This is a genomic window from Jatrophihabitans sp., from assembly GCF_036389215.1.
Lineage (GTDB): Bacteria > Actinomycetota > Actinomycetes > Mycobacteriales > Jatrophihabitantaceae > Jatrophihabitans_A.
Genome location: NZ_DASVQG010000311.1, coordinates 1 through 13,351, shown reverse-complemented (window position 1 = coordinate 13,351; position 13,351 = coordinate 1). Strand labels below are relative to the sequence as shown.

The window sequence follows — 13,351 nt, the reverse complement described above, 5'->3', positions numbered from 1 at the left end:
TAGGCTGTCGAGATGGGCCCGGACCTCTGCCACCACCGGCTTGAGCGGGGCCGCGGTGGTGTTGCCGAGCAGAACCTCCACCTCCTGCGCGGCGGCCATCACCTTCTCCACCACCGCCACGATCCCGGCAGCGGTGGCCGGCAGCTCGGCGGCCACCTGCTTGCGCAGCTCGAGGAAGCCGGCCCGGTCCCAGCGCGGGCCGCCGGCCGCGGCCAGCAGCTGGTCCACCGCCGCCGCGACGCAGTCGGCCAGCAGCGCGGCCGGGGAGCCGTGCGGGGCCCGGCTCAGGGTCAGCCGCTGGTGCAGGCTGAGGCCCCGGATCAGCTGCTTGACGGGGGAGGGCACCGTGTTGACCAGCAGTTGCCGGGTGCCGTCCCACATCTGGCGTCGCTGCTTGGCCTCGGTGTCCAGCACCCGGATCGACACCGTGCCGTTCTCGGCCACCAGGGCCGGATAGCCGGTGACCGGGTAGCCGGCGACCTCCCGGCGCACCGAGCGGGGGAGCGCCTCGAAGTCCCAGTCGGCCAGCCGGTCGCGGGCCAGGTCCGCGGTGACGCTCTCCAGGGTCGCGGTGACGGCCGGGGCGAACCGGGACCGCAGCTCGGCGAGGTCCTTGCCCTGGCCGAGCACCCGGCCCTGCTCGTCGAGCACCTGGTAGGTCGGGCGCAGGTGCTCGGGCAGCTTGTCCAGGTCCCAGGCGTCCTCTGCGATGTCGACGCCGCGCAACTCGCGCAGCTCCGCGCTGAGCACCTTCCTCAGCTGACCCGCGTGCCGGCCGAGATCCTCCGGCAGCGCGGCGACCAGGGCCGCCGCGGTGTCGGGCACCGGGACCACGGCGCGGCGCAGGTGCTTGGGCAGCGTGCGGAGCATGGCAGCCACCAGCTCGGTGCGCAGCCCCGGCACCTGCCAGTCCAGGCCCGCGGTGGTGGCCTCGTTCAGCACCGGCAGCGGCACTCCCACCGTGACCCCGTCGGTGGCCGCGCCCGGTTCGAAGCGGTAGCTCAGCTCCAGTTCGACCTCGCCGGAGGTCCAGCGGTCCGGGAACTGCTCGGGCGAGATGCTCTCGGCGCCGGGTCGCACCAGCTGGCTGGTGGAGAGGTCCAGCAGGTCCGGCCGGCGGTGCCGGGCCTTCTTCCACCAGGCGTCGAAGTGCCGCCCCGACACCACCGAGGCCGGGATCCGCTGATCGTAGAAGGCGAAGACCGACTCGTCGTCGACCAGGATGTCGCGCCGGCGAGCCCGGTTCTCCAAGTCCTGCACCTCGGCGACCAGCGCCCGGTTGGCGGCGAAGAAGTGGTGCCGGGTCTGCCAGTCACCCTCGACCAGGGCATGCCGGATGAACAGGTCCCGGGACAGCTCCGGCTCGATCGTGGCGTAGTTGACCTTGCGGGCGACCACCAGTGGCACCCCGTACAGGGTGACCCGCTCGAACGCCATCACCGCGCCCTGGTTGCGTTCCCAGTGCGGCTCGCTGTACGTCCGCTTGACCAGGTGCGGCGCCAGCTCCTCGGCCCATTCGGGCTTGATGCCGGCGTTCACCCGGGCCCACAGCCGGGACGTCTCGACCAGCTCGGCCGCCATCAGGTACGTCGGCTGCTTCTTGAACAGCGCGGAACCGGGGAACACGGCGAACCGCGCGTTGCGCGCGCCCAGGTAGTCCCGGCGGGCGGTGTCCTTGAGCCCGATGTGGGACAGCAGGCCCGACAGCAGGCTGCGGTGCACCTGCTCGGGATCCGCCGGCTGGTCGCCGATCCGCACCCCCATCCCCTTGACGATCTGGCGCAGCTGGCCGAACAGGTCCTGCCATTCCCGGATTCGCAGGTAGGACAGGTACTCGGTCCGGCACATCCGGCGGAACTGGCTGGAGGACAGCTGCTCCTGCTGCTCGCGCACATGCCGCCAGAGGTTGAGGTAACTGGCGAAGTCCGACGTGGGGTCGGCGAACCGTGCGTGCTGCTGGTCGGCTGCCTGCTGGTGCTCGACCGGGCGTTCCCGGGGGTCCTGGATCGACAGCGCCGCGGCCAGCACCAGCACGTCGGGCACGCAGCCGCGCCGGTCGGCCTCGATGATCATCCGGGCCAGCCGGGGATCCACCGGCAGCTGGGCGATCTGCCGGCCCAGCTCGGTGAGCCTGGGCTGGGCCGACCGCGCCTTTCCGGGCCGGGACGCGGTTGACTGCTGTCCGGTTGGCTGCTGTCCGGTTGGCTGCTGTCCGGTTGGCTGCGGGGCGGTGGACTGCTGTCCGGGTGGCTGCGGGGCTGTCGACTGCAGTGCGCCGAGTTCGGTCAGCAGCCCGATGCCGTCCGCGATCTGGCGGGCATCGGGCGGGTCGAGAAACCCGAACGACTCGACCGGACCCAGTTCCAGGGAGGCCATCTGCAGGATCACCGAGGCCAGGTTGGTGCGCAGGATCTCCGGATCGGTGAATTCCGGCCGGGACTGGAAGTCCTCCTCCGAGTACAGCCGGATGCAGATCCCCTCGGAGGTGCGCCCGCAGCGCCCGGCCCGCTGGGTGGCCGAGGCCCGCGAGATGGCCTCGATCGGCAGCAGCTGGACCTTGGTGCGCTGGCTGTAGCGCGAGATCCGGGCCGTGCCCGAGTCGATCACGTACTTGATCCCCGGCACCGTGAGGGAGGTCTCGGCGACGTTGGTGGCCAGCACCACCCGCCGGCCCCGGTGAGCGGCGAACACCCGGTGCTGCTCGGCGGCCGAGAGCCGGGCGTACAGCGGCAGCACCTCGGTGTCGGCCAGCCTCATGGCGTTGATCGCGTCGGCGGTGTCGCGGATCTCCCGCTCGCCGGACAGGAACACCAGCACGTCGCCGGACGGCTCGCCGCGCAGCTCGGTGAGCGCGTCGCAGATCGCGGTGACCTGGTCGCGCTCCTCCTCCGATTCGGCTTCGGCATCGACGATCGGGCGGTACCTGACCTCGACCGGGTAGCTGCGCCCGGACACCTCGATCACGGGGACGTCGGCGAAGTTCTGGTCGTCGTGGAAGTACTGGGCGAAGCGCTGCGGGTCGATGGTCGCCGAGGTGATGATCAGCTTCAGGTCGGGACGGCGCGGCAGCAGCTGCTTGAGATAGCCCAGCAGGAAGTCGATGTTGAGGCTGCGCTCGTGGGCCTCGTCCAGGATGATCGTGTCGTACTGGCGCAGCATCCGGTCCCGCTGGATCTCGGCCAGCAGGATGCCGTCGGTCATCAGCTTGATCAGGCTGGTGTCACCGACCCGGTCGGTGAACCGGACCGCGAACCCGACCGCCTGGCCGACCTCGGTGCCGAGCTCGTCAGCCACCCGCTCGGCCACCGCGCGGGCGGCGATCCGGCGGGGCTGGGTGTGCCCGATCATGCCCTTGACGCCTCGGCCCAGCTCCAGGCACAGCTTGGGGAGCTGGGTGGTCTTGCCCGAGCCGGTCTCGCCGGCCACCACGACCACCTGGTGCTCGGCGATCGCCGCGAGCAGGTCGTCCCGGCGCTGGCTGACCGGAAGGTCGGCCGGATAGCTGATCGCCGGCACGGCGGCCCGGCGCTGAGCCAGCCGGTGCTCGGCCCTTGTTACGTCCCCGGCGAGCGCGGCCAGCCGGTCGGGGCCGGAGCCGCTGCCCTGCAGCCGGCGACCCAGCCGGTGGGAGTCCTGCGGGCCGAGGTCGGAGATCCGGCGGCGCAGGTCGGCCAGCTGTGCCGCATCCGCCGGTGCCGAGCCGGTCTGTGCCGAGCCGGTCTGTGCTGATTCGACCGGACGGTCGGACCTCGGCCGCCGGGAAGGGCGAGGCCGCCGTGCCGCGCGGGGTGGCCGGGACGGCTCGGACGGCTGGGCTGGGGAGGACATTTGCTTCCAGGGTAGTGCTGTGAACCACCCGAATTTGCCCCGTCAGCCGGGTACTCAGGACAACCCGGACGAGCCGCCCGCGCCCACTGGGACTACCTGACACCACCCGCCAGTGGCAAACGGCCATCTCACAGTATTTTCCGTAGCCTCCAGAGCTATGCGTCGTTACTCAGTCATGCAGACACTTTCCGTGCGTCGCCGGCTGGCGCTCGTCGCCGTCGGTGCCACCGCACTTGCGATCTCCGGAGCGGTAGCCGCCTCCGGTTCCACGCCCTCATCCGGCACGATCACCGACACCAGCGGTGCCAGGACCTGGACCGGTGGCCCGTTCGCGGTAGCCAATGTCACCGCCCAGGCCGGTGACCCGGTCTGCTCGGTCCCACAGTCGTGTGACGACTATGCCTTGACGGTGGCGACACCGGCCGGCTACGGCGACACCAACAACCTCAAGGTCTCGGTCGGCTGGCCCAACAGCGCCGCCGACTTCGACCTCTACGTCTTGGACTCCTCCGGTGCCACGGTGGCCATCGCGGCGTCCTCGGCCGACCCTGAGGTGGTCGTGCTGCCGCCGACCAGCGGCAAGTACACCGTGCGGGTCGTCCCGTTCGCGCCGCTCGGCCAGAGCTACTCCGCCAGCGCCGCCATGGTGACCAAGGCCGGCGACGGGGCTCCGGGTTCCACCGCGCCGGCCCCGAGCATCGCCAACTACGGCGCACCCGCGACGCTGCCTGACGCCCACAACGCCGGCGAGCCGTCCATCGGCAACAGCTTCAAGACCGGCTCCAGCTTCTACCAGGCGTACCTGTCCACCTACAAGGTGACCTTCAACGACGCGGTGACCCCGCCGGCCGCGACCTGGAAGGACGTGTCGGCCAAGGCCGCCAACGGCTGCGTGGTCGGGTCGACGGCCTCGCTCGACCCGATCCTCTACACCGACTCGACCACCGGCCGGACCTTCGAGTCCCAGCTGTCCGGGGTCAACTCGCTGACCTGCTACACCGATGACGAAGGTGTCACCTGGCACCCCAGCACCGGCGGTGGCATCCCGTCCGGCGTCGACCACCAGACCCTTGGTGGCGGCAACTTCGTGGCTGGTGACCCGCTGAACGTGGCGAACCTCTACCCCCGGGCCGTCTACTACTGCAGCCAGGACATCGCCACCGCGTTCTGCGCACTCTCGCGGGACGGCGGCACCACCTTCGGCGCCGGCGTGCCGGTCTACAACCTGCTTGACTGCGGTGGCCTGCACGGCCACATCATGGTCGCCCCGGACGGCACCGCCTACGTGCCGAACAAGAGCTGCGGCGGCCACCAGGGCGTGACGGTGTCCTCGGACAACGGCAAGACCTGGACGGTGCGCACCGTTCCCAACAGCCTCCCCGGTGACAGCGACCCGGCGGTCAGCATCGGCGCCAACGGCACGGTCTACCTCGGCTACGCCAACGGTGACGGCACCCAGCACGTCGCGGTCAGCCACGACAAGGGCGCGACCTGGGTCAACGACTACAACGTCGGCGCCACCCAGGGCATCAAGAACGTGGTGTTCCCGACCGCGGTGGCCGGCGACGACAACCGCGCCGCGGTGAGCTTCATCGGCACCACCACCCCGGGCAACTACCAGGACGCGGCGAACTTCCACGGCATCTGGCACCTCTACACCGCGTTCACCTACGACGGTGGCGCCAGCTGGGTGACCGTCGACGCCACCCCGACCGACCCGGTTCAGATCGGCTCGATCTGCACCGGCGGCACCACCTGTGGCAACGACCGCAACCTGCTCGACTTCATCGGCTCCACGATCGACAAGCAGGGCCGGGTCGAGGTCGGCTACGCCGACGGGTGCACCGGCAGCTGCCCGACCACCGGCGTCAACAACTTCGACGCCTACGCCACCATCGCTCGCCAGTACGCCGGCCTGACGATGTTCTCGGCCTCCGACCCGCAGCCCAACGTCGCGGTGACGAACCTGTCGTCCACTGTCGCCACCAACGGCGCGTCCACGATCACGGCGACGGTGACCAACCTCGGCAAGTCGGCGGTCACCACCCCGGTCCAGTTCCAGGTCAACAACAACGTGTTGAGCACCTCGGCGCCGGTGAGCCTGCCGGCCGGAACGTCGAAGACGGTGACCGCGGCGTGGACCACCAAGCAGCTCAAGGGCAACCAGACCGTGCTGGCGATCGCCGACCCGGCCAACGCCCTGGCCGAATCGAACGAGTCCGATAACCGGCGTTCCATCACGGTGGCCATCAAGTGACTTTGATGTTCCGGGTAGCCGGTGTCGCGATGGCGATGATCATGGTCGCCGGCTGCGAGAGCGAGGCCGAGAAGGAGAAGGAGAAGGACCAGGCGAAGTTGAAGGCGTCGGCTAGCACGGCCGTCTGTTCCAAGGACGCCAAGGCCGTGCAGCCGCCGACCGGCTTTCCGACGGCGTTCCCGCTGCCGGCCGGCATGGTGGTCACCTCCGCCGAGGATCGTGGCACCGCGGGGCTGGTGGTCAGCGGAGTCACGGCCACTGCCTTCAAGGACGTGCTGAAAGGTTTGCAGACCGACTTGCCGGCCAAGGGGTTCACTCCCAAGAACGGCGAGACCGAACCGCGCGACGCCGAGTCCGACTGGTCCTCGGCCGAGTACGACGGCCGGTGGGCGATCCGCGAGCTGTCCCAGTGCGGGAATGAAACCCTGGTCTCGGTGGTTGCCCGCAAGAAGTAACCGCACTAAAAGAACGATCTTTCGCGCGCGAGCGCTACATACGGTGCCGCCGGCTCTCCTAAGCCGGCGGCACTGTCCATTTCACGGCGGTCACCCGCCCTACTGACGATCGTTGGCCCCGTAGCAGGCCGACACGCCGGCTGGGCCGCTGCACCGCGGCCAACGATCACGGCGACCTGGCCGACGATTGCGCTGCATGGCTGCCAAGGCACTTCGCCGAGCGGCTGAGAGATCGCAGCCACCGGATCAGGCAACCGCGGCCACCGGATCAGGCAACGGCGGCCACCGGATCAGGCCACCCCAGCGTCAGTCCAACTGCGTACCCGAGCGGACTCCCAGCAGGTGCTCGATCGCCAGCCGCTGGATGCGGGCGAAGCCGTAGCCCTTGGTGCGAGCCGGTTCCAGGTCGTAGTCCTCGAAGGCGCTGCGGTCGGCGGCGAACTGCTCGTGGGTCTCGCCGTCGTTCAGGGTCGGCTGGTTCAGGTCACCGACGCCGGCGTCGGCCAGCGCGTCCTGCACCCGCGGATCGGCGCGGAAGGCCTTGGACCGCTCGCGCAGGGTCAGGTACAGCTCCATGTTGGCAAGGGCCGATTCCCAGACGCCCTCCATGCTCTCGGTGCGCAGCGGCTTGTAGTCGAAGTGCCGGTCACCGTCATAGACCGGACCACCGCCGGGCGCGCCGTTCTCGAGCAGGTCCACGGTGGAGAAGGCCTGCAGCAGATCGCCGTAGCCGAACACCAGGTCCTGGTCGTAGCGGGGACCCTTCTGCCCGTTGAGATCTATGTGGAACAGCTTGCCCTGCCAGAGCGCCTGCGCGATGCCGTGGGTGTAGTTCAGGGTGGCCATCTGCTCGTGACCGGTCTCGGGGTTGATACCGACCATGTCGGCGTGCTCCAGCTCGTTGATGAAGGCCAGCGCATGCCCGATGCTCGGCAGCAGGATGTCACCGCGCGGCTCGTTCGGCTTGGGCTCGATGGCGAAACGCATGCCGTAGCCCTTGTCGATCGAGTACTGCGCCAGCAGGTCGATGCCTTCGCGGTAGCGATCGAGCGCCGCCCGGACGTCCTTGGCGAAGTCCACCTCAGAGCCTTCACGCCCGCCCCAGAAGACGTAGATCTGGGCACCGAGTTCGGCGGCCAGGTCCATGTTGCGCATCACCTTGCGAAGCGCGTACCGGCGAACCGAGCGGTCGTTGCTGGTGAAGCCGCCGTCCTTGAACACCGGATCGCCGAACAGGTTGGTGGTCACCATGGGCACCACCATGCCGGTGTCGGCCAGCGCCTTCTTGAACTCGTCCAGGATCCGGTGCCGCTCGTCGGCGCTGCTGCCGGGCGGCACCAGGTCGTCGTCGTGGAAGGTGATCCCGTACGCACCGAGTTCGGCCAGCTTGTGCACGGCCTCGACGGCGGCCAGGACCGGCCGGGTCGCCTCGCCGAACAGGTCACGAGCCTGCCAGCCGACCGTCCACAGTCCGAAGCTGAACTTGTCCTCACGCGTTGGTACTGGTGCCATGATGTCCTCCGATGGATTCGTGGGTGAGTGTTCGTGGATGAGAATCGACTGCTGTAACAAGGCCAAACGGTCTCCGGGCGCGGGCTGCTGTCAGCCGCGGTCGGAGTGTGCTGCCGCCCGCTGGTCTGAGGCCGGCTGAACTGTTGACGCCCGCTGGGCCAGGACCCGCTGGGGTACCACCGATTCGCGGGGTCCGCTGGGCCGGTAGGGCAACCGCTCCGCGCCCAGCCCGCGCAGCACTGCCAGCTCGACGAGTGAGTAGTCACAGGGATCAGACCGGTCGAAACTCAGCGGTGCCTTCAGTTCCAGCGGCGGATTGGAGATGAACCGCGCCACCTGCAGCACGTTCTGCGAGGTGGCGTGCAGCACGTAGGGATGCAGTAGCACGACGTCGCCGGCCTTGCCGGTCAGCTCGACGAAGTCCGAACACTGCGAGATGAGCTCGGTGAACGGAAAGTCGTCCAACAGCACGCCTCGGGGATGGTCGAGAAGGAACCGGGCCACCACCGGCACCGAGTCAGCCGCGACGAACGTGCCCCCGCCGGTGGACAGCATGTCGGTCCAGAGCACGAACGACAGCAGCCCCTGCTCCGGGGAGTCCAGGAAATGCCGGAAGAAGTCACCATCCTTGTGCCAGCCCCCGACCGCCGCCGACGGCGGCTGCCACGGCTGGTCACCGCCGACACCGAGATTGGCGATCAGGCCGTCGCTCCACCGCCAGGGCAGCTGGAGCCGGTCCTCGCCGCCGGCCAGCTCCACGGCCGCCTGCCAGGCGCGCGGCGCGAAGTACCGCGCGTCCACTCCTGAGCTGTCGGGCAGGTGCACCCGCTTCTCCAGCCAGCTGGACGGGTCCTCGGATTGGTAGCCCATCCGGCGCCAGGCCCGCTCCACCCACTCGTCGGCGACGTCGCGGTCGAAGCAACCTTCGATCGTCACGAAGCCGCGCCGCAGGAACTGCTCGGCCTGGTCATCGCTCAGGTAGTGGTAGCGCATCAACGACTCCCGGCAGTTGCATCGAGGACTGTCGATTCTCGAACGCGCGCCAACTGCGCCAGGAACTGGCGGGTGCCGCCGCCTTCGTGATCGGCGAAGGGATAGACCTCGATCTGCTTGGGCCCGGCGTAGTGGTTGAAGGCGGCGAAGACGGTCGAGGGCGGGGCGATGTCGTCTGCCAGCGCCACCGAGAACAGCGCCGCGGCCCGGCATCGCTTCGCGTGGTTGACGACATCGTGGTAGGACAGCGTGGCGAAGACCTGATCCACCTTGTCGCCGTGCACCGCGCAGTACTCCCGGATCTCGTTGTACGGACGGCTGTCGGTGATCTGGGTAGCGCGCCGGAAGTGTGCCAGGAAGGGGACATCCGGCATGGTCAGGCTGATCTGCCCGTGCAGGTGGGCGACGGCCAGCGCCAGCCCGCCACCCTGACTCTGACCGGTCGTCACGACAGCTCGGCCGCTGCAGGACGGCAGCGCGCCGGCAGCGTCGACAGCCCGCACGCCGTCGACGAACAGCCTTGTGTAGTAATGCGAACGTGGGTCGGCGATGCCTCGGGTCAGGAAGCCCGGTGAGCTCGGCGCTCCGCTGTCACCCGGGTCCGGCGTGTCCGAACTGCGCCAGCCGCCACCCTGGCCCCGGGTGTCCATGACCAGGTGGGGATGGCCCACGCTGCTCCAGGTCAGCCAGTCCAATGGGTTGCCGCGGCCGCCTCCGTAGCCGATGTACTCCACGATCAGGGCGGCGTCGGGCACCGGCTCGTGCGGCACCAGCAGCCAGGCCTTCACCGGGGCGCCGCCGTGCCCCGGGAACGTCACGTCGAAGGCATCGGAATGCGTGATCGGGCTGGCTATCGGAGTGCACACCGGGGCCGCTTCGACGGCGCGCGCCGCGGACACCTGATCTGCCCAGAAGTCGTCGAAGTCGGCAGGTTCGGCCACCTCGGGCCGGTACTCGCGCAGCTCTTCGAGCGGAAGGTCGACGAACATGATCCCCTGTGTTTCCTCGAGGGTTGCAGCTGGGGTTCAGCTGGTCGAGATGTCTACTTCCGGTCGCATGACGCGGTCGAAGCCGACCACCCGCCGGCTTCCCACCATGTCCACGCCGAGGCAGGCCCGGATGTCGGCGCTGGAGGCACCCACCCGCAACTCCACCCTGCCAGGATCAACCTGCCGCTGCCCGGCCCGGCCGGTGTAGGCGGTCAGGTCGGCGTGCAGGGTGATCGTCGCGGTTCGCTGCTGGCCGGGTTCCAGATCGACCCGCGGGGCCGCGATGAGTTGTTGCACCGGCCTGGCGACCTCGGCGACCGGGTCGCTGAGGTAGACCTGAACGACCTCCGAGGTCGCCCGGTCACTGGGGTTGCCGAGGGTGACCAGCAGCGTGCAGGTGCCGTCGGTGGGCCAGTCCTGATCGCCGGCCAGCCGGATCTCGGCCCAGGTCGCCGGCGCGTAGGACAGCCCGTGCCCGAAGGCGAACAGCGCGGTGGGATCGATGTTGCTGACCTCGCTGCGACCGGCCAGTGTCGAGGAAAGGTAGGTCGAGGGCTGGGTGGCGTGCTCGGCCGGAAAGGACACCGGCAGCCGCCCGGCCGGGTTGACCCGCCCGCTCAGCACACCGGCCAGCGCGGGGCCACCCTCCTCGCCCGGGTAGAAGCCGCACACCACCGCGGCAAGGCGGTCGAGCTGGCGGGACAGCTCGTACGGCCGGCCGACCAGCAGCACCAGCACCACCGGGGTGCCGGTGGCCAGCAGCGCCTCGAGCAGCTCCTCCTGCCGCCCGGGCAGCCGCAGGTCGGCGGCATCGCAGCCCTCGCCGGAGGTCCCGCCGCCGAACAACCCGGCCTTGTCGCCGAGCACGGCGATGCACACGTCGGCCTGCTCGGCCACGCTCACCGCCTCGGCGATGCCGGCATCGGAGCCGCCGAGCACCGGGCACCCCTCAGCGAAACTCACCTGGTAACCGGCCGGGTCGGCCTCCAGCGCCTCGAACAGGGTGGGAACGTCCAGCCCCAGTGGCACCTCGGGATGGTGCACCCCGACGTGCATCGGGAACGCGTAGCAGCCCATCATCGCCCCCGGTTCGTGCGCCCTGGGCCCGACCACCGCCACCCGCTGCCCGCCTGCCAGCGGCAGCGCGCCGTCGCGATTGTGCAGCAGCACGATGGAACGCTCGGCCAGCTCCCGGGCCACCGCACGGGAGTCCGCGGGATCCAGCTCGATGTCGGTATGCGGGGCCTCGGGGGAGTAATCGGCGTCCAGCAGTCCGAGTTCGCACTTCTGGCGCAGCACCCGCTCCACTGCCCGGTCCACCCAGGCGATGTCGACGGTGCCGTCCTGCAGGGCTTCCAGCAGCGGCTGGCCGTAGCAGGTCATCGTGGGCAGCTCGACATCGATCCCAGCGGCCAGGGCGAGCGCCCCCGCCTCGCCGAGGGTTCCTGCCACGCGGTGCAGGGTGTGCAGGAACGACACCGAGAAGTAGTCGGCGACCACGGTGCCGTTGAAACCGTAGGTGTCGCGCAGCAGGCCGGTCAGCACGGTCTCGTCCGCGGCCACCGGCACGCCGTCGATGTCGGCGTAGGAGTTCATCACCGAGCGGGCGCCCGCGCGCAGCCCCATCTCGAACGGCGGCAGCAGCACGTCGGCGATCTCGCGCCGGCCGATCGAGACCGGCGCCAGGTTGCGACCGGCTCGCGAGGCCGAGTACCCGACGAAGTGCTTCAGCGTCGAGACGATGCCGGCTGATTCCAGGCCACGGACGTAGGCGCTGCCGATCATGCCTACCAGGTAAGGGTCTTCGGAGATGGTCTCCTCGACCCGCCCCCAGCGCAGGTCGCGCGCGACGTCGAGCACCGGGGACAGGCCCTGGTGGACGCCGACGCTGCGCATGGTGGCACCGATCCGCGCCGTCATCCGCTCGATGAGCTCAGGGTCGAAGCTGGCACCCCAGCACAGCGGCGACGGGAACACGCTGGCCCGCCAGGCGGCGAACCCGGTCAGGCATTCCTCGTGAACCAGGGCCGGGATGCCGAACCGGTTGGCCTCCATCACCTGGCGCTGGCTGCGTGCCAGGCTGCGGGCGCCGACAGCCGGGTCGACCGGCGCGGTTCCGAACGGCCGGGTCAGCTGCCCCAGCCCATGTCGGATGGCATCCTCCCAGGCCGGCGGGTCGCCGGCCAGCTCGTGCTGGTGCGGTGCCACGTCACCGCCGGCACTGTTCATCCCGACCCACAGGCCCTGCAGTTGCGCCAGCTTCTCCTCGGTCGTCAGCTGCGCGATCAGAGCTGCGACCCGGTCGGCGGTGCGAACCGAAGGATCGTGCCAGAGTTCTGGAGTCTGGCTGCGGTGAACTGTCACGTCGACTTTCCGTTCGAAAGCTTCCCGTTCGAATGACCAGGGCTAGGTCAGGTGGTGGCTGGAGCTGAGGTCGAGGCTCGGACCACGAGCCGGGTGTCCAGCGTCACATGCGTTCTTTCCAGCGTCCGGCCCTCGATCAGCTCGATGAGCATCTCGACGGCCCGCTGGCCCATCAGCCGGATCGGCTGTTCGACCGTGGTCAGGGCCGGGACGTTGAGCGCCGACTCGGGGATGTTGTCGAAGCCGACCACGGACAGGTCCTGCGGCACCCGGATGCCGAGTTCGGCAGCCACCGCCAGGGTAGCGAGTGCGGAGGTGTCGTTGGCGGCGAAGATCGCGGTGGGTGGCTCGGGCAGGCTCAGCATCGTGCGCGCCGAGTCCCTGGACGGGTCGAAGTGGTACTCACCGGGCTGGATCAGCCGCTCATCGATGTCAAGTCCAGCCTTGCGCATCGCCTGCCGATAGCCCCGCTCGCGCAGCACCGAGGACTCCAGGTCCTGCCGGCCGGTGAGCATGGCGATGCGCTTGTGCCCCAGGTCGATGAGGTGCTCGGTCGCCAGATGCGCTCCGCGCAGATTGTCGGCGTCGATGGTGGGCGTATCGGATGTTCCGGTGTGCGGGTCGACCGCGACGATCGGCGCGCCGTAGTTGACGTCGACGATGGTGGGCGTCACCAGGATCGCGCCGTCGATCAGGGTGCCGCTGAGCCGGGACAGGTACCGCCGCTCCCAACCGTCGAGGTCACCGGTGCGCCCTCCCGCCGAGTAGATGACCAGCTCGAAGCCGGTGCCGCGGAGACCCTCACCGGCGCCCTTGAGCACCTCGGTGATGAACGGCTCCAGGTCGGCGACCAGGATACCCACCACGTTGGTCTTGTGATTGCGCAGGCTCTGGGCCACCAGGCTTGCCTCGTAGCCCAGCTCGGCGATCACGCTCTGGACGTGGGCGTAGGT

General features: G+C 69.6%; 8 protein-coding genes. 2 read left to right on the top strand and 6 right to left on the bottom strand.

The genetic code is table 11. From position 1 onward, the window contains the following. The coding region (hrpA, locus tag VF542_RS17830; RefSeq protein WP_408653044.1) for an ATP-dependent RNA helicase HrpA at window positions 1–3,828 on the bottom strand (3,828 nt) is incomplete at its 3' end. Window positions 3,829–4,003: 175 nt separating this feature from the next. On the opposite strand from hrpA, the gene VF542_RS17825 reads away from it, so the two are divergent. Both VF542_RS17825 and VF542_RS17820 read left to right on the top strand, forming a co-directional pair. Then, window positions 4,004–6,085 carry a CARDB domain-containing protein gene (locus VF542_RS17825; RefSeq protein ID WP_408653043.1) on the top strand — a complete coding sequence of 694 codons (2,082 nt, stop codon included), beginning with the start codon at window positions 4,004–4,006 and terminating at the stop codon, window positions 6,083–6,085. Continuing rightward, complete coding sequence (locus tag VF542_RS17820; protein WP_408653042.1) at window positions 6,082–6,540, top strand: hypothetical protein; 459 nt, start codon at window positions 6,082–6,084, stop codon at window positions 6,538–6,540. The genes VF542_RS17825 and VF542_RS17820 overlap by 4 nt, the downstream gene beginning before the upstream one ends. A 306-nt stretch (window positions 6,541–6,846) precedes the next feature. Here VF542_RS17820 and xylA read toward each other — a convergent pair whose 3' ends face one another. The 5 genes from xylA to VF542_RS17795 all read right to left on the bottom strand — a co-directional run. After that, the gene (gene xylA / locus VF542_RS17815; RefSeq protein WP_408653041.1) at window positions 6,847–8,052 is read right to left on the bottom strand and encodes a xylose isomerase; all 1,206 of its coding nucleotides are present in this window, start codon (window positions 8,050–8,052) and stop codon (window positions 6,847–6,849) included. Window positions 8,053–8,142: 90 nt separating this feature from the next. After that, window positions 8,143–9,045: a phytanoyl-CoA dioxygenase family protein gene (locus VF542_RS17810; RefSeq protein ID WP_408653040.1), complete on the bottom strand. Its 903-nt coding sequence runs from the start codon at window positions 9,043–9,045 to the stop codon at window positions 8,143–8,145. After that, window positions 9,045–10,034, bottom strand: coding sequence for an acetylxylan esterase (locus tag VF542_RS17805; protein ID WP_408653039.1), 990 nt, complete (start codon window positions 10,032–10,034; stop codon window positions 9,045–9,047). The genes VF542_RS17810 and VF542_RS17805 overlap by 1 nt, the downstream gene beginning before the upstream one ends. Before the next feature lie 36 nt (window positions 10,035–10,070). Next, the gene (locus VF542_RS17800; protein WP_408653038.1) at window positions 10,071–12,398 is read right to left on the bottom strand and encodes a beta-glucosidase; all 2,328 of its coding nucleotides are present in this window, start codon (window positions 12,396–12,398) and stop codon (window positions 10,071–10,073) included. A 47-nt stretch (window positions 12,399–12,445) separates the two neighbouring features. Further along, window positions 12,446–13,351 (bottom strand): LacI family DNA-binding transcriptional regulator (locus VF542_RS17795; protein ID WP_408653037.1); only part of this gene is annotated, 906 nt, incomplete at its 5' end.

What these genes read in the sequence shown, in the direction of transcription:
- VF542_RS17825 (WP_408653043.1), top strand. Translation starts at nt 4,004, where the DNA reads ATGCAGACACTTTCCGTGCGTCGCCGGCTGGCGCTCGTCGCCGTCGGT.
- VF542_RS17805 (WP_408653039.1), bottom strand. Translation starts at nt 10,034, where the DNA reads ATGTTCGTCGACCTTCCGCTCGAAGAGCTGCGCGAGTACCGGCCCGAG.
- VF542_RS17810 (WP_408653040.1), bottom strand. Translation starts at nt 9,045, where the DNA reads ATGCGCTACCACTACCTGAGCGATGACCAGGCCGAGCAGTTCCTGCGG.
- xylA (WP_408653041.1), bottom strand. Translation starts at nt 8,052, where the DNA reads ATGGCACCAGTACCAACGCGTGAGGACAAGTTCAGCTTCGGACTGTGG.